The 16,042-nt window shown below is 66.8% G+C and carries 12 protein-coding genes; 5 read left to right on the top strand and 7 right to left on the bottom strand.

The features are described 5' to 3' along the window. Positions 1–8 precede the first annotated feature (8 nt). Together ACT89O_RS11765 and ACT89O_RS11760 are read right to left on the bottom strand one after the other, a co-directional pair. A complete protein-coding gene (locus tag ACT89O_RS11765) occupies positions 9–2,762 on the bottom strand; it encodes an IPTL-CTERM sorting domain-containing protein (protein ID WP_487262739.1) in 2,754 nt (917 codons plus the stop codon). 90 nt (positions 2,763–2,852) lie between these two features. After that, positions 2,853–5,699 (bottom strand): IPTL-CTERM sorting domain-containing protein, encoded by a 2,847-nt coding sequence (locus ACT89O_RS11760; protein ID WP_487262738.1) that lies wholly within the window; start codon positions 5,697–5,699, stop codon positions 2,853–2,855. A gap of 167 nt (positions 5,700–5,866) precedes the next feature. On the opposite strand from ACT89O_RS11760, the gene ACT89O_RS11755 reads away from it, so the two are divergent. After that, the gene (locus ACT89O_RS11755) at positions 5,867–6,583 is read left to right on the top strand and encodes a response regulator transcription factor (protein ID WP_121419915.1); all 717 of its coding nucleotides are present in this window, start codon (positions 5,867–5,869) and stop codon (positions 6,581–6,583) included. Next, complete coding sequence (locus tag ACT89O_RS11750) at positions 6,570–8,564, top strand: sensor histidine kinase (RefSeq protein WP_487262737.1); 1,995 nt, start codon at positions 6,570–6,572, stop codon at positions 8,562–8,564. The genes ACT89O_RS11755 and ACT89O_RS11750 overlap by 14 nt, the downstream gene beginning before the upstream one ends. Positions 8,565–8,639: 75 nt before the next feature. Here the strand turns inward: ACT89O_RS11750 and ACT89O_RS11745 are convergent, their stop codons facing one another. Next, on the bottom strand, positions 8,640–10,271 hold the full coding sequence (locus ACT89O_RS11745; RefSeq protein WP_487262736.1) for an HD domain-containing phosphohydrolase: 1,632 nt from the start codon (positions 10,269–10,271) through the stop codon (positions 8,640–8,642). A 92-nt stretch (positions 10,272–10,363) separates the two neighbouring features. Here ACT89O_RS11745 and trhO point away from each other — a divergent pair, with 92 nt between their 5' ends. The 3 genes from trhO to ACT89O_RS11730 all read left to right on the top strand — a co-directional run bounded on the left by trhO (position 10,364) and on the right by ACT89O_RS11730 (position 12,342). Then, positions 10,364–11,365 (top strand): oxygen-dependent tRNA uridine(34) hydroxylase TrhO, encoded by a 1,002-nt coding sequence (gene trhO, locus ACT89O_RS11740; protein ID WP_487262735.1) that lies wholly within the window; start codon positions 10,364–10,366, stop codon positions 11,363–11,365. A gap of 47 nt (positions 11,366–11,412) precedes the next feature. Continuing rightward, on the top strand, positions 11,413–12,030 hold the full coding sequence (locus ACT89O_RS11735; RefSeq protein WP_487262853.1) for a glutathione S-transferase: 618 nt from the start codon (positions 11,413–11,415) through the stop codon (positions 12,028–12,030). Positions 12,031–12,144: 114 nt separating this feature from the next. Continuing rightward, positions 12,145–12,342 (top strand): hypothetical protein, encoded by a 198-nt coding sequence (locus ACT89O_RS11730; protein ID WP_487262734.1) that lies wholly within the window; start codon positions 12,145–12,147, stop codon positions 12,340–12,342. A gap of 100 nt (positions 12,343–12,442) precedes the next feature. Here ACT89O_RS11730 and ACT89O_RS11725 read toward each other — a convergent pair whose 3' ends face one another. From ACT89O_RS11725 to cysT, 4 genes are all read right to left on the bottom strand, one after another. After that, a complete protein-coding gene (locus ACT89O_RS11725) occupies positions 12,443–12,982 on the bottom strand; it encodes a disulfide bond formation protein B (protein ID WP_487262852.1) in 540 nt (179 codons plus the stop codon). A gap of 146 nt (positions 12,983–13,128) precedes the next feature. Then, the gene (locus ACT89O_RS11720) at positions 13,129–14,253 is read right to left on the bottom strand and encodes a sulfate/molybdate ABC transporter ATP-binding protein (RefSeq protein WP_487262733.1); all 1,125 of its coding nucleotides are present in this window, start codon (positions 14,251–14,253) and stop codon (positions 13,129–13,131) included. 13 nt (positions 14,254–14,266) lie between these two features. Continuing rightward, entirely contained in the window at positions 14,267–15,175 is a 909-nt protein-coding gene (cysW, locus tag ACT89O_RS11715) for a sulfate ABC transporter permease subunit CysW (RefSeq protein WP_487262732.1), read from the bottom strand. Then, positions 15,172–16,041, bottom strand: a complete 870-nt coding sequence (gene cysT, locus ACT89O_RS11710) for a sulfate ABC transporter permease subunit CysT (RefSeq protein ID WP_487262731.1) — start codon at positions 16,039–16,041, stop codon at positions 15,172–15,174. The genes cysW and cysT overlap by 4 nt, the downstream gene beginning before the upstream one ends. Position 16,042 lies beyond the last annotated feature (1 nt).

Genomic DNA, 16,042 nt, shown 5'->3' with positions numbered 1-16,042 from the left:
AGGAGCAATCAAGCCCTGCGCCGCTGCGCCACCATGCCCAGCGCCCCGGCCATCACTCCCAGCAGCAGCAGGGCCCAGGGGGACAGCGCGGGGATCGCTTGCAGGGCGGCGGCGGCCAGCGGCATCACCGGGTCGGCGATCACGCCGGGCGCAGCATCGTCGTCGCCAGGCTGGTTATCGGTCACGTCAAAGCCCACGGTGGTGCTGCCCAGGCCCACGCTCGCAGGCACGATGAACTGGCCGCTGCCGGTGCGCTTGACGAAGTCCGCCACCGGCTGCGGCCAGGTGGTGGTCACGCGCACCGTGGCACCCGCGTCGCAGCCGATCAGCCTGAAGCGGAACGCGCCCTGCGGCGCCACCCGGCCAGGAGGCGGCGTGGCGGCCTCGAAGGCCGTGGCGGCTGGATCGAACTGGCACAGCGCCCCGCCATCGTTGCCAATTCTGGCGCTGGCCGGGCCGCCCGCGCCGCTGGCGGGCAAGGTGGTGCCAGTGAACGTTTTGAGCAGTGCCACGATGGCAAACGCTTGCTGCTGCCGCGCGGCGGCAGCGTAGTGGGCGTTGCCTGCCTGGTCGGCGTAGATGGTGCAAGTACCCGCGCCGTTGAAGCTGACCACCTGGCCCGCCACCGTGCAAGCGCCCGTAGTGGTGAACACCACGGGGTTGCCGGACGCGCCGCCCGTGGCCGCCACGGTGTAGGTTCTGCCCGCCACTGCGGGGCTGGGCGGCGTGGTGGTGAAGGCGATCACCTGGCCGGCCTGCACCACCGCTGTGCTTTGCGACACGCGGGGCGCGGCGGGATAAACCGCATCGCCCGCCTGGTCGGCGTAGATGGTGCAGGTGCCTGCGCCGTTGAAGCTGACCACCTGGCCGGCCACCGTGCAAGGGCCCACCGTGCTGAACACCACCGCGTTGCCCGACGCGCCGCCCGTGGCCGCCACGGTGTAAGTGCTGCCCGCGACCGCGGGGCTCGGCGGCATGGTGGTGAAGCTAATGGCCTGCGACGTGTAGGTGAAGTCGTCTTCCGGCACGTCGGGGCTGGCGTTTGCCCCCACGGTGTAGCGCACGCGCACGGTGCTGCCCGCCGTGCCGGGCGGCGCGGCTGCGGTCAGGCTCATCGAACCGTCCACATGGGTGATCGAGCCCGTGGCGCTGACTGGCGTCCCGTCAAAGTTCAGCGTGCCGCCCGACAGGTTGAAGCCCCTGACGGTGACCGCGTAGCCCCCAGCGGGCGGCCCCTTGGCGGGGTCCAGCTCGGTGATGGATGGCAGCGTCGTGCTGAACTGCACCGCCCCGGCGTCGACGACCGCGCCCACCGTGGCGGGCCGGGCCACGCCGCGCTGGTCGGTGGCGGGCTCGCCTGCGGCATAGCGGGAGGCGGCCCAGGCTCTGCTGGCGAGGCCTCCCGGCGGCATGGTCTGCGTGGGGCCACCATAGTCGCCCAGCGGTTGCAGGTAGAGGCCACCCACGCCTGAGGCTGGGGCGCCGATCACGTTCCAGTGGTCGACGGCCAGGTCGTCATCCGCCACGTCGCTGCCATAGACGTCCGTCAGGTAACTCTGGATGGCGTTGCCGGACACGATGGAATTGAACAACTGCACGATCGGCACTGTGCTGCCCGAGGATGGGATGTGGATGCCGCCACCCAAGCCCCCTGCCACGTTGTTCACGATGGTGCTGTTGTCGATGCGCGCCACGCTCGCGCCGCCGATCCAGCCTACGCTGATGGCGCCGCCATCGCCATCGCTGGTGTTGCCGGTGAAGGTGCTGTTGCTGATGCTGAAGTCGTCCGACGAGCGGAATGCGCCGCCTTTGGCGCCGCTGCGGTTGCCCGCGAACGTGCAGTTGCGCACGGTGATCGTCCCGTTGAAGACGGCCAGAGCGATGCCCCCGCCGTCCCCGCCCACGGTGCTGTGGGCGCGGTTGCCCGAGATGGTGCTGTTGCTGATCGTCAGCGCCGATGCCGCGATGCCGCCGCCGCCGCACACGTTGCCATGGCATGCGGACGAGAACACCTGGTTGCCGGAGAGGGTGCTGCGGTCGATGGTGAGCGCACCATACGACGCCACACCACCCCCGCTGTGCCCAAATTCGCCTTCACGCACCGTGTTGTTGGCGATGGTGCTGCGGTCGATGGTGATCACGCCGTTGGGTGAGTTGTAGATACCGCCGCCGCGCCAGCCGGTGGAATTGCCGCTGACCTCGCTGCGCACGATCGTGAGCCTGCCCGCGGGCCCGTTGCCGATGCCCGCGCCTACGTTGCCCGCCCACATGCCCGTGACCTTCACGTCGTCCAGCGTGAGCGTGCCCCAATTGGCGATACCGCCCACCGAGCCGGAGTTTCCGTTCATGTTTACGCCACCGTCCACCGCCGTCGTGCCGTTGGCGAACGCCAGTCCGCTGATATGCACCGGTCCGCTCACTGGCACCCCCGCGCTGGCCGTGCCAGCATTCACCTCCAGCAGGTGCACCGCGTTCTGGCCGTCGAGGGTGAGCAGGCTGGCGCCGGGGCCGCGCAGCGTGATGGCGCGGGCAATGACCAGCGGCCTGCCCACCGCCAGCACCTGCGGCGCCGCAAACACCGCGCCGTCGAACGCTACGGTGTCGCCATGCTGCGCGGCCGCGATCGCATCGCGCAGGCTGCATGTATGCGCATTGCCGGGCGCGCAGCGGGCCGCGCTGCCGCTGGCGGGGTCGTCCACCCGGTTTACCTGCCAAGTGGCCGCCCAGGCCAGCGGCGCTGCAGAGAGCATCAGCGATGCCATTCCCATTCGCATCCAACGAATCAAGACGTTTTTGCTCATTATTTGATAGCTTATTAATTAGACCAGATAAACGCTGAAGCGCAATTTTCCTTAGAACCTGGCTTGGCGCCACGCCAGGGCGCCCACCAGCAAAGTGAGCAGCAACAGGGCCCATTCACTCAACGTGGGGATGTTGTGCGCGGCAGCCAGCGGCATCACCGGGTCCAAAATGACACCGTTCGCCGTCCAGTCGTCGTCGCCTAGCTGGCCGTCGGTCACGCTAAAGTGCACGGTGCTGCCGCTGATGACCAGATTGGACGGCGCAAAGAAACTGGCGCTGACAGCATTGCTCGCGGCCTTGCCGTACTTGGCGAACACGGTGACGGGCTGTGGCCAATGGGTGGTGATGGTCACGGTGGCCCCCGGCGTGCAGCCCACGAGCCGGAAGGCGAACATGCCTTGCGGTGCACCCTGCCCCGGCGGGGCAGCTGTGGCGGCAGTGAAGCGGGTGGCCGTCGTATCGAATTGGCAGGTCTCGCCGCCGCCCGACAGGCTGGCGCTGGCCAGCCCTGAGCTGCCCCCGCCGCTCGAGGGCACTGTCGGACCACTGAAGCTCGCGGAGCCGATCGTGAAGCTCTGCCGCGCCTGGGCGGCTGCGGCGTAGACAGCGTTGCCCGCCTGGTCGGCCTGGATGGAGCATGTACCGGCGCCGGTAAAGGCCACCGCGCCGTTTGCCGCCACCGTGCAGGCACCCGGCGTGGATGCGGCCGTGTCGAGGCTGAACGTGACCGGCAGACCCGATCCGCCGCCCGTGGCCGCCGCCAGATAGGTCCCGCCCACCTTGGCGAACGCTGCAGGTGTTGTGGTGAAGCTGATGGACTGGCCCAGTTGCGCGCCATGCAGCACGTTGACGGCGAACGTTGCGGTGATGCCGGCGTCGCCCCTGCTGGTGACGGTCAGCGTGCGCGGGCCCACACCCGAGAACGTGACGGCGAACGGCACACTGCCGTCGCTTTGCTGAATGGCGCCGGGTAGGGAGTCGGCGGGGTTGCTGCTGGTGATGATCCAGCGCGTGGTGTCGTCGATGTTCTGGCCCACCGGGTCGGCCACGGCCAGCATGAAGGGCTGCGGCGCACCGGCACCGACCGCCACCACGGTGGCGCCAGGCGCCGTCTCCACACGGGCCGGACCGCTCAGCGACGGCAAGGGCAGCGGCAGGTTCTCGAAGTCGATGGCGGTGCGCAGGTTGTGCCCCGTCATGCTCACGATGCCGCGGTACGTGCCCACCACGCGGTTGGCCCTGGCTTCGTGAATGCCGTAGCCAATGTAGCTGGCCATGTCGCCCGACAGGCTCTGGGGGCCCAGGTCGGCGGGCACTTGGGCGCTGGCGCCGCTTTGGGGCAGAGCAAGGTCGATGTCTGCCGCATAGGGTACATGGCCGCCGGCTGCGGTGTCGGCCCAGGGCCCGATGACAATGACACGGCCCGAGCTGGTGAACGGCTGCCCGAGGCGGGCGCGCAGCGACAGCGCGCTGTGGCACGTGCCCGCGCTGCCCGTGTACTGCAGGCACAGGCTCAATGCATGTGTGCTGTCGTCCTTGTCGAAGTCGAAGGGTGACCGCCACACGTCCTTCTCAGGTTTGATGACGGTGATGAAACGCGGCGCATGCCCGGTGCGGGTGTTGCGGCTGCTGTCCAGCGTTATCGGCGATTGCACGTTGGTGGTGACGGCCGCCGCAAAGTCCTGGTTGCGGTTGCCGTTGTACGCGCTGGCCAGCGTGTCGATATAGCGATCGGTGGTATCGGCGACCACAGTCTGGCGAGGCGCGCTGCGGTCCAGTGCCGCCGTGGCGATGAGGTCCGCGCCCGGCGGCTCCGCCCAGCCGTCGTTCCACGATCGCACCACCTGACCGCTCACGTTGAACCTGCGTCGCCCGTAGACCTGCACCTGCGGCTGCGGCGTGGTCTGGTCCAGCACCGGCCCGTTCACATGCATGACCAGCGACTGCTTGCCTGCCATCGAACCCGTACTGAACAGCACCTGGCGCAGCGGAAAGCCGACTTCGAGCGGCTGCGGCTGCAACAGTGCATAGGCGCGGTCCCCTGCCGCGCCGCCAAGCCACAGGTTTTCGTCCTGCCGGAAGTCCTGCGCGGCGACGGTCGGGTCGGTGGACGACTGGCGCACGCTGGTGGAGGCATAGGGTCTGCTGCTGATGCCCGCCAGACCCTCCAGCGTGATCAGCAATTGCGCCTGGTGCAGCACGCGCGCCTGGCCCACCGGCTGCTCGCGGCTGGCGAACTCGAAGCTGCCGTAGGAACCATCGGTGTCCTGCGCGGCTTCCACGCGCAGCATCGATTCCACACCCTGCGCCAGCCGGTGCTTGACGAGCTCGGTCACGTCGAAGCTGTAGAAGCCGCGCTCGGCAATGCGCAAGGGCTGCGTCGGCCGGTCCGCGTCGGTGGCGCGCCCACCGACGGCGCTGGCCAGTTGCAGGTCGCAGGCGGGAGCCGTGCCCTCGTGCGCAAAGCAGTCTGCGCCGCCGGCCTGGTAGGCACCGAAGATGGCGATGTAGCCCGGGGTGGTCACCTTGTCGACATACAGCACCAGCCGTGCGCGCACCACCTTGCCGGCGTCGAGCGTATAGCTGTCATGGCCTACGGTGGCAATCGTGTTGTCGGTGTCCACATTCAGCTTGGTCAGCGCACCGTCTGGCAAGGTGGCATAAGAGAACTTCAACTGCGCGCTGGCCCCCTCGCTCACTGGCAGGCTGGTGCCGTGGGGCGCATAGCCCGCGCCGGTGGTGCTTCCGTCGGCCACCAGGGGCGCCTCGATCCACGACGGCTGGGCCACGCTGCAGGCCTGCAGCAGCACCATGGCCAGCGCGCCCAGCGCCACCGCGCTGCGCGCGCGCAACCAGGCCCGGTGCATGAGCGGGGTGTGAAGGACATTTTTGAGCATATTTTTAGCCTCTAGCGCTTTCTGATAAAGCGCTGACAGCTATAATTTCAATAGCAAAAAGCCAGCAAAGCCAGCGCGTGACCCGGATGCTAGGGACAGGGGGCGGTTTCGTATGTCCCCCTTTTGGGCGACATGCCCGTGCCCAGCGGCTGTGGCAGCATCGGTGCATGCCGCCGCCTTCTTCCATTGCCTCCACCCCCGTTCGCGTCGCCGTGGTCGAGGACGACGCCGCCTGCCGCACCGCCCTGGCCCACGCGCTGCAAGGCGCCAGCGACATGCGCCTGGCGTGGACGGCCGCCAGCCGCACCGAGGCCATGGCCGCGCTGGCGCAGGACGACGCCGCGCCGCTGGACGTGCTGCTGCTCGACCTGGGCCTGCCCGACGGCAGCGGGCTGGACGTGCTGGCCGCGCTGCGGGCACGCTGGCCGCAGGCGGCGGCCATGGTCAGCACCATCTTCGGCGACGAGGTGCACGTGCTGGATGCCATCGCCGCCGGTGCCATGGGCTATTTGCTCAAAGACTTGCCCGCCACCGCCGTGGTGGACGAAGTGCGCAGCCTGCACGCAGGCGGCAGCCCCATCAACCCCATGGTGGCGCGCAAGCTGTTGCTGCTGCGCCAGACGCAGCCCGCGCTGGCGGCGGCGCCGCCCCCGGCGCCGGGCGCAGGCCTGGGCGCAAGCGCACCCCCGTCCGCGCGCGAGGCCGAACTGCTGCGCCTGGTGGCGCGCGGCCATACGCTGGACGAGGTCGCCCGCGCAATGGGCGTCTCGCGCCACACCGTGCGCACCTTTGTGCGACGCGTATATGCCAAGCTGCAGGTCACCACGCAGGCCGAGGCCGTGAGCGCCGCAGCGCGCCAGGGCTGGATCCATGCGGCCGACTGAGGCGGCGCGCCGGGTGCTGCGGCGTTGGCGGCTGCTGGCAATGCCGTTGGTGCTGCTGCTGGTGATGATGCTGGTGCCGTGCACGCACACCGCAGAGGCCGTGCACCTGTTGCAGGCCGAGACCTGGTCTTCGCCCAGCGGCGACTGGGCGCCACCGCCTTCGCTGCACGCATCCGGCGATGCGGTGCTGGACGCCGCGACGCCCTGGGCCGCCGTGGCCCTGCCCCATGCTCGCCCGCGCAGCACCGCGTCCAGCGCCGAGCAGGCCAGCGCGCCGCCCGAAGTGCAGTGGTACCGCCTGCGCGTGCCCGCCAACGCGCTGCCGCACGGCACTCCGCAGGGTATGCGCCTTTACATCCCGCGCTGGCAGACGGTGGGCACGGTGGCCGTGTATGCCAACGGACGCCTTGCATGGCAGACGCGCGGCAGCCGCGTGTGGAACGGCTTCAACCGCCCGGTATGGCTGGATCTGAAGGGCCTAGACCAAGCGGGTGCAGCGCCGCAGCTGCACGTGCGCATGGCCAGCCTGCCGGGCGTGGGCGGGGCGCTGTCCTCGGTGTGGGCCGGACCGGCTGAGGCGCTGCGGCCAGCCTGGCGGCTGCGCGAGCTGCTGCAGACCGGCCTGGTGACCTACCTGCGGGGCGCCTACCTGGTGCTGGGCGTGCTGGCGCTGATGGTGTGGCTGATGCGGCGGGCGCGGGGCCATGGCGAGGGGCGCGAGGAAGCAGGCTACTTGCTGTTCTTTCTGTTGTCGGTGGCGCACCTGCTGGCGACGCTGTTCTATCTGGTGGACGAGGAAGGCCTGGCCGTGCCCGACGCCTGGTTCTCCTGGCTCACGCTGGTGGGGTCACTGGGCTCCTCGGTGTGTTCCTTCTTGCTGCTGCGGCAGATGCAGGGCTGGCACAGGCCCCGGCTGGCACGGGCGCTGATGGCCTACTGCTGGCTGGTGGCGGCTGCAGCGCTGCCGTTGTGGGGGCTCAGGCACGAGGCGATGCTTCCGCTGCTGCGCCTGGCGCTGTTCCCGCCGGGGGTGGTGGTGCTGTATGTGGCGGCGCGCGGCGCGTGGACGCACCGCACGGGGGCCAACGTTCTACTGTGCGGCGCCGTGGCGCTGTCGTTTCCGATGGCGTTCCATGACCTGGCGATGCAGCGGTATCTCATCAGCATCGAGCACATTTACCTCACCCCCTATGCCTACATGGGCGTGCTCACCATGTTCCTGTGGGTGGCCTTCACGCGCTACCAGCGCGCGCTGGGCGCGGCCGAGCTGGCCAATGCCGTGCAGGCCGAGCGCCTGGCCGCGCAAGAACAGCAACTGCGCGAAACCCACGAGCGGCTGCGCGCCGCCGAGCGCGAACAGACGCTGCTCCAAGAGCGCCAGCGCCTGATGCGCGAGATGCACGACGGTGTGGGCTCGTCACTGATGAGCGCGCTGCGGCTGGTGGAGAACGAGCCCGCCGCGCGCCTGGACGTGGCGCCGGTGCTGCGCGAGTGCATCGACGACCTGAAGCTGTCCATCGACTCGCTGGAGCCTGTGGACGCCGACCTGCTGGCCCTGCTTGCGCGCCTGCGCTTCCGGCTGGGCCCCCGTCTAGAGGGCGCTGGCCTGGCGTTGCGCTGGCAGGTGGACGATGTGCCGCCCCTGCCCTGGCTCGATTCGCAGAGCGCGCTGCATGTGCTGCGCATCCTGCAGGAGGTGCTGACCAACATCCTCAAGCACAGCGGCGCGATGGAGATCACGCTCGGCACCGCTGAATGGGTGCGCGGAGGTGTGCCCGGCGTGCAGGTGTGCGTGCAGGACAACGGCACCCCCTTCACCGCGCCCCCACCCGATGCGCTACCGCCCGCGCGCAGGGGCCTGGCCAACGTGCGCAGCCGCGCACTGGCGCTGGGCGCGCAGTGTTCGTGGGACACCTGGGGGGCGCTGGGGGAGGACTGCGGTTCGCGCTTCACGCTGTGGCTGCCGCTGCACAAGCCATGAGGCATCTCGACCCTGCGAACCCGGTCAGTGGCCAGTGCACTGGGCTTGGCAGCGATCCACTCAGAAGCATTTCAGTCAGGAGAAGCCGAGCGCCGCGATGTCCACCACGTCCAACTGCCCGGGCTCCAGAAAGTCCCGCGCGTAGCGCAGGTACACCCCCTCGCGCACAAACACCTCGAACAGGTCCGGGTCGATGTGCCCGTTGTCGCGCATCCTGCACATGATGGCAATCGCCTCTGACAAGGTCATACCGTTCTTGTAGGGCCGATCAGCCGCTGTCAGCGCCTCGAAGATGTCGGCTATGCCCATCATGCGGGCCTGCAGCGACATCTGGTCACGCGTAAGGCCGCGCGGGTAACCCTTGCCGTCCATGCGCTCGTGGTGGCCGCCCGCATACTCCGGCACGTTCTTGAGGTGCCGTGGCCAGGGCAGCGTCTCCAGCATCTTGATGGTGGCAACGATGTGGTAATTGATGGTGTCGCGCTCGGCCTGGTTCAGGGTGCCGGATCGGATGGTGAGGTTCTCCACCTCCTCGGCCGTAAGGAAGCTTGTCTGCACCCCCTGCGGGTTGCGCCAGTGCCGCATGGCGGCAATGTCGCGCACGCGCTGCTGGTCCTCGGGGCGCATGGCCTCGGTGCCGGTATTGCAGCGGCGCAGAAACTCGCGGTCTTCTTCCAGTGTGTGGATTTCGTGCTGCAGGGCTTGCAGCTCCTGCCCCTCGGCACGCGCATCCACCACCGGGCGCAGCGCCAGTTGGCGGCGCAGTGCGGCCAGCTCGGCATCGCGCTTCAAGACTTCAAACCGCGTGTCCACCAGCCCAATGCGGTCGTACAGGGTCTGCAGCTTGGTGGCCTTGTCCACCACGTGCACGGGCGTGGTGATCTTGCCGCAGTCGTGCAGCAGGCCGGCCATCTTGAGTTCGTAGCGGTCCCGGTCACTCATGCGAAAGCCCGCCAGTGGCCCCTGATTGGTGGCATTCACCGCCTCGGCCAGCATCATGGTAAGGGCGGGCACCCGCTGGCAATGGCCACCGGTGTAGGGCGACTTTTCGTCAATGGCCAGGTTGATCAGGTTCACGAACGACTCGAACAGGCGCTCCAGCTGCGTGATGAGCAAGCGGTTGGTGAGGGCAATGGCAGCCTGCGAGGCCAGCGACTCGGCCAGGCCCTGGTCGGCCTCGGAGAATGTGGTGACCTCGCCGGTCTCCCAGTGCCGCGCGTTGATGAGCTGCAGCACGCCGATCAGTTCATGGTCGTGATTCTTCATCGGCACGGTCAGAAACGACTGCGAGCGGTACCCCGTGCGCGCATCGAAACTGCGGGTGCCTGAAAAATCAAAGCCCTCGGCGCTGTACGCATCGGCAATGTTCACCGTGCGGTCGTGGATGGCGGCATACGCGGCCACCAGCGAATCGTTGGGGCTGCCATCTGCGTTGCGCAGCGGCAGGTGCGGAAAATCAATGGGCTTGCCCGTGGTGCCACCGAGGCGAATGTCCAGCGAGTCGGTGCGCAGTATCTCGAACTTGAGCGACTTCCCGTCCTCCGTCACGCTGTAGAGCGTTCCGCCGTCCGCGCCCGTGATGGCCTTGGCAGCCTCCAGAATGTTCTCCAGCAGGCGGTCGATGTTGCGCTCGCGGGAGAGCGCAGCCCCAATACCGTTGAGCTGCTCCAGGCGGCGAAACAGGTTGAGGGAGGGTTCCTGGGCCATAAAACACCTTGGGCGCATGTTGGAGACGCCTGCATCGTAACGAAAAGTGACCGCTATCATCACCCCTTCTTTTCCGCTCTCTCCCCCATTTCGTGGACTCGGTCACACCCCGCTTTCTCACTGTTGCGCTTTACCAGTTTGTCGATCTGCCCGACTGCGCCACACTGCGCGCGCCCCTGCAGACCCTGTGCGACGAGCGCGGCGTGCGCGGCATGCTGCTGCTGGCGCCCGAGGGCATCAACGGCACCATTGCGGGCGCACCCGCCGATGTGCTGGCGGTGCTCACCTGGCTGCGCAGCGATGCCCGCTTTGCGAACCTGCAGCACAAAGAAGCCCCCACCGACCGCCAACCGTTCTACCGCATGCGCGTGCGTCTCAAGCGCGAGATCGTGACCCTGGGCGTGCCAGGCCTGAACCCGGCTCGCAATGCGGGCACCTATGTGAAGCCCGAGAACTGGAACGCACTCATCGACGACCCCAGCGTGGTGGTGGTGGACACGCGCAACGACTACGAAGTTGGTATCGGCACGTTTGAACGCGCCATCAACCCCCACACCAAGAGCTTTGCCGAGTTCCCGGCCTGGGTGGCGCAGCAGTCGCAGCCCGGCGGCGTGCTGGCGGGTAACCCGCGCGTGGCCATGTTCTGCACGGGCGGCATACGGTGCGAGAAATCCACCGCCTACCTCAAATCGCAGGGCTTTGACGAGGTGTACCACTTGGAAGGCGGCATCCTCAAATACCTGGAAACCGTGCCCGAAGAAGACAGCCTGTGGCATGGCGACTGCTTCGTGTTTGACGAACGTGTGTCGGTGGGCCACGGCCTGGCTCCGGGGCACCACCAACTGTGCCGCTCTTGCCGCATGCCACTGGGCGAGGTCGAGCTGCAGTCGCCGCATTACGTGCGCGGCGTGAGCTGCCCGTATTGCCACGGCACGCGCACACCCGAGCAGGAACGCGCGCTGGCAGAGCGGCAACGCCAGATGGACCTGGCGGATCAGCGCGGGCAAGCGCATATCGGCGCGCGGCAACCGGGCAACCGAGCGCGATTCAGCTCCAGCGACGAAAAAAATGATCGCGAGGACGACTCCGCGTGAGCGCTGCCCTGCCCGTCCTCTATTCCTTTCGCCGCTGCCCCTACGCCATGCGCGCCCGGCTGGCGCTGGCTCTCAGTGGCCAGGCCTGCGAACTGCGCGAGGTGGTGTTGCGCAACAAGCCACAGGGCCTGCTGCACGCCTCCCCAAAGGGCACTGTGCCCGTGCTGGTGCTGCCAAGTGGCCAGGTGCTGGAGCAGAGCCTGGAGATCATGCTGTGGGCATTGGCCCAAAAAGACCCTGCCAACTGGCTGACCCCGAGCCACGGCGATGTGGACGCCATGCTGGAGCTGGTGGCTGAATGCGACAGTCATTTCAAGCAGGCATTGGACCGCTGCAAATACCCTCACCGCTACCCCGAAGCCGACACCGCCCTGGCCCGTACGCAGGCTGTGGAATGGCTGCAAGGGCTGGAGGCACGACTCATCTCACGCCCCTTCCTGTTTGGCGACCACACCGCCCTGGCGGACATGGCCATCGCCCCGTTTGTGCGGCAGTTTGCGGGCATCGATGGCACCTGGTGGGATGCACAACCCTTGCCACACTTGCAGGCTTGGCTGGCGCAATGGCAGGCGAGCCACCTGTTTGAGAGCGTGATGCACAAGCTGCCGGGATGGGTGGATGGCACGAAGGGGGTGCCTTTCCCATTCCTGGAGGATGGTAGATAACCAGACAGGGACACCCGATGTGCAAACGCGCCCCTTGCACTGCAACGTCCCGTTGTCCTACCCGTGCCACTGTGTTCTCGGACAAGGATGGGTATCCACCACTGAAAGTACGAGATGACCGATCCCCGCAACATTGCACACGACAAGAAGGTTCAGCAAACGAAGCAGCACAACAACGAGGAGATCGCCCCCGGAGCTGACAAGACACCTCAGCCGGGGAAGAAGACTCCCATGGAGCACCATGCCTCTGACACCCCCAAGGTGCCCGACGAGGCTGCACCCGTGCCCGCAGAAGAAAAGCCATCGAAATGATGCATCGGGACGCCAGACCGCACCGCCCGACACCTTGATTCAGCAGATGAAAAAGGCGCTCCAACGAGCACCTTTTTTAGTCCATGGCGAGCCAGGGGCATCACGCCATTGAGTAGCCCGAGCCCCCCTGGCTCCCACCATTCTTCAAGGCACGCACCAGCAGCACCAGCAGCACAAGGCCAAAACCCACAAAACAGATAAAGGACCAGTTGGCAATCGAGCCACCGAGAAACGTCCAGTCAATCGCTGTGCAATCGCCCGAGCCCCGGAAGATCATGGGGATGGCGCGGCTGATGGGATAGTTTTCGATCATGCCGTAGAAGTCACGGCCGCAGGTGGCGACTTCGGGCGGGTACCACTGCAGCCAGCTCTGGCGGGCGGCCACGAAGGCGCCGAAGCCGGATGCGATCAGAGCCAGCGCGCCCCAGCCCATCCACCAGCCTTTTGAGCCCCTAGCGCTTGCCAGTCCTGTGAAGATTGCTACACCAATGAGAGCATAGCGCTGCACGATGCACATGGGGCATGGCTCCAGCCCCACCACATGCTGCAGGTACATGCCAAACGCCAGCATGGCCACGCAGGCCACACTGATCAGCGCCAGCACGCGGCGCGGGGCCTGATCGATCCAGTTCAACACCATCATTCTTATCCCTCATCCAATAGCCATTGCAAACGGTGCCGCCTCCGAAACGGGCGCGGCCCATGCCAGTACACCCGTGGATCTGGCTCCGCCAGTCCACCGGGTGCGCCCCCTCAGGGGGAAGACGCGCAGCGGCTCAGGGGGAGTCAGATTCCAGCGGCGTGATCCAAGAACACGCGGGCGCGGCGCGGTGTCACCACCAGCGTTTCACCCTCCTTGAAACCCATTTCCTTGAACTGCTGCGCAGGGATCTGCGCTTCGATCAAGTGGTCTGGGGACGCATTGTCCGCTGGTTTGTGGTCGTCGGAGGGAATAAGTTCCAGCCGCGCAATCGGGCCCACCACAATGGCGCGGCTCAGTTGGGCCACGATGCCGCGCGGGCGGCCTTCGGCGTCGAGCCCGGCGCCGGGCGAATAGCGCTCCACGTCCAGGTCGTGCGGGCGCACGTAAGCAAAGGCCTTGGCGTTCTGCGCCTGGCTGTGCTCGGGCGAGTCGATCTGCATGCCGTCCAGGTGCACCAGGCCTTCATGGGCGCGACCGTGGAACAGGTTCACATCACCCAAAAAGCCATACACAAACGGACTGGCTGGCTGGTCCCATACCTGCTGGGGCGAGCCGCTTTGCTCAATGCGGCCCTGGTTGATCACCACCACGCGGTCGGCCACTTCCAGCGCTTCTTCCTGGTCATGGGTCACGAAGATCGAGGTGACATGCAGTTCGTCGTGCAGGCGGCGCAGCCAGCGGCGCAGTTCCTTGCGCACCTTGGCGTCCAGGGCGCCGAAGGGTTCGTCGAGCAGCAGCACCTTGGGCTCCACCGCCAGGGCACGGGCCAGGGCGATGCGCTGGCGCTGGCCACCGGACAGCTGCGAGGGGTAGCGCTCGGCCAGCCAGTCGAGCTGCACGAGCTTGAGCAGGTCAGTCACCTTTTGCTTGATCTGCGCCTCGCTCGGTCGCTCTTTGCGGGGCTTTACGCGCAGGCCGAAGGCCACGTTCTCGAACACCGTCATGTGGCGGAACAGTGCGTAGTGCTGGAACACAAAGCCCACGTTGCGCTCGCGCACATGAACGTCGGTCGTGTCTTCGCCGCTGAAGTGGATGGTGCCCACATCGGCCGTCTCCAGCCCCGCGATGATGCGCAGCAGCGTGGTCTTGCCGCAGCCCGAAGGGCCCAGCAGCGCTATGAGTTCGCCCGAGGCAATGTCCAGGCTCACATCGCGCAGGGCCTGGAAGTCGCCAAACTGTTTGCTGACGTTGCGGATTTCAATGCTCATGGTGTTTGTTCCTTCAGCGTGCGTTCGGCAGGGGTGCGGGCCGCTCGGGGGGCAATTCGGCGGCAGCCTTGAGTGCCTGCTCGTTGCGGTGTTCGGCAATCGTCTTGATGACCAGCGTGACCAGGGCCAACAAAGCCAGCAGCGAGGCTGCGGCAAACGCAGCCACCGACTGGTATTCGTTGTAGAGAATTTCGACATGCAGCGGGATGGTGTTGGTCTGCCCACGGATGTGGCCCGACACCACGGATACCGCGCCAAACTCGCCCATGGCCCGCGCATTGCACAGGATCACGCCGTACAGCAGGCCCCACTTGATGTTGGGCAGCGTCACGTACCAGAAGGTCTGCCAGCCGGTGGCGCCCAGCACGATGGCGGCCTGCTCCTCGTCGTTGCCCTGCGCCTGCATCAGCGGGATCAGCTCACGCGCGATGAACGGGAAGGTCACAAAGACCGTGGCCAGCACGATGCCCGGCACGGCAAAGATGATCTTGATGTCGTGCGCCTGCAGCCAGGGGCCAAACCAGCCCTGCGCGCCGAACATCAGCACGTAGATCAGGCCCGCCACCACGGGCGATACCGAAAACGGCAGGTCCACCAGCGTCGTCAAGAACGCCTTGCCCTTGAACTCGTACTTGGCAATGCACCATGCAGCCGCCACGCCAAACACGAGGTTCAGCGGCACGGCGATGAGTGCAGTGATCAGCGTGAGCTTGATGGCCGACCAGGCGTCGGGTTCACGCAGTCCGTCGAGGTACGCGCCAAAGCCTTTGCGCAGCGCCTCGGCGAACACGGCGGCCAGCGGCAACACCAGGAACAGCAGCATGAAGGCGAGCGCGACAGCAATCAGGGTGTAGCGCACCCACGGCGATTCGGTCGTGCCCGCTTGGGCGCGGCGTATGGTTCGGGAGTTGTTGCCGCTCATGCTGGAGCCCCCGCATGGCGACGCTGCCATGCCTGTAGTGCGTTGATGACCAAGAGCAGGATGAACGAGATCACGAGCATCACCACGGCCACGGCCGTGGCGCCTGCGTAGTCGTACTGCTCCAGCTTGCCGATGATGATCAGCGGCGTGATCTCCGACACCATGGGCATGTTGCCCGCGATGAAGATCACCGAACCGTATTCACCCACCGCTCGCGCAAACGCCATGGCAAAGCCGGTGAGCAGTGCGGGCGTGATGGAGGGCAGGATGACCTTGGTGAAGGTCTGCAGGCGTGTGGCGCCCAGGCAGGTGGCGGCTTCTTCCAGCTCCTTCTCTGCGTCTTCCAGCACCGGTTGCACGGTGCGCACCACAAATGGCAAGCCGATGAAGATCAGCGCAATCACGATGCCCGCAGGCTTGAACGCGAGCTGGATGCCCATGGGCTCCAGAATGCTGCCGACCCAGCCATTGCCGGCCAGCAAGGCCGTGAGCGAGATACCAGCCACGGCGGTGGGCAGCGCAAAGGGCAAGTCCACCAGCGCGTCCACGATCTTCTTGCCCGGGAACTTGTAGCGCACCAGCACCCAGGCAATCAGCAGGCCAAACACCAGGTTGACCAGCGCCGCTAGGAACGATGCGCCAAAGGTCAGCCGGTACGACGCCATCACACGCGGTGCGCTGATGGCTGCCCAGAACTGCTCCCAGGTGAGCGTGAAGGTCTTGAAGATCAGTGCCGACAACGGGATCAGCACGATGATGCTCAAGTAGAAAAGGGTGTAGCCCAGTGACAGCCCGAAACCGGGCAGCACGCGCTTGGGAGCGCGCCGTCCGGCCGGGGCTGCGGCCACAGCGGTCGCAGTGGTCATA

It is taken from the genome of Acidovorax sp. NN32 (assembly GCF_057597245.1).
Note: the sequence above shows the minus strand (reverse complement) of the source record. Positions and strands in the feature narration are given on the sequence as shown.

Coding starts and splice junctions, on each gene's coding strand:
- ACT89O_RS11765 (WP_487262739.1), bottom strand. CDS start 2,762: ATGGCATCGCTGATGCTCTCTGCAGCGCCGCTGGCCTGGGCGGCCACT.
- ACT89O_RS11760 (WP_487262738.1), bottom strand. CDS start 5,699: ATGCTCAAAAATGTCCTTCACACCCCGCTCATGCACCGGGCCTGGTTG.
- ACT89O_RS11755 (WP_121419915.1), top strand. CDS start 5,867: ATGCCGCCGCCTTCTTCCATTGCCTCCACCCCCGTTCGCGTCGCCGTG.
- ACT89O_RS11750 (WP_487262737.1), top strand. CDS start 6,570: ATGCGGCCGACTGAGGCGGCGCGCCGGGTGCTGCGGCGTTGGCGGCTG.
- ACT89O_RS11745 (WP_487262736.1), bottom strand. CDS start 10,271: ATGGCCCAGGAACCCTCCCTCAACCTGTTTCGCCGCCTGGAGCAGCTC.
- ACT89O_RS11735 (WP_487262853.1), top strand. CDS start 11,413: ATGCGCGCCCGGCTGGCGCTGGCTCTCAGTGGCCAGGCCTGCGAACTG.
- ACT89O_RS11730 (WP_487262734.1), top strand. CDS start 12,145: ATGACCGATCCCCGCAACATTGCACACGACAAGAAGGTTCAGCAAACG.
- ACT89O_RS11725 (WP_487262852.1), bottom strand. CDS start 12,982: ATGGTGTTGAACTGGATCGATCAGGCCCCGCGCCGCGTGCTGGCGCTG.
- ACT89O_RS11720 (WP_487262733.1), bottom strand. CDS start 14,253: ATGAGCATTGAAATCCGCAACGTCAGCAAACAGTTTGGCGACTTCCAG.
- cysW (WP_487262732.1), bottom strand. CDS start 15,175: ATGAGCGGCAACAACTCCCGAACCATACGCCGCGCCCAAGCGGGCACG.
- cysT (WP_487262731.1), bottom strand. CDS start 16,041: ATGACCACTGCGACCGCTGTGGCCGCAGCCCCGGCCGGACGGCGCGCT.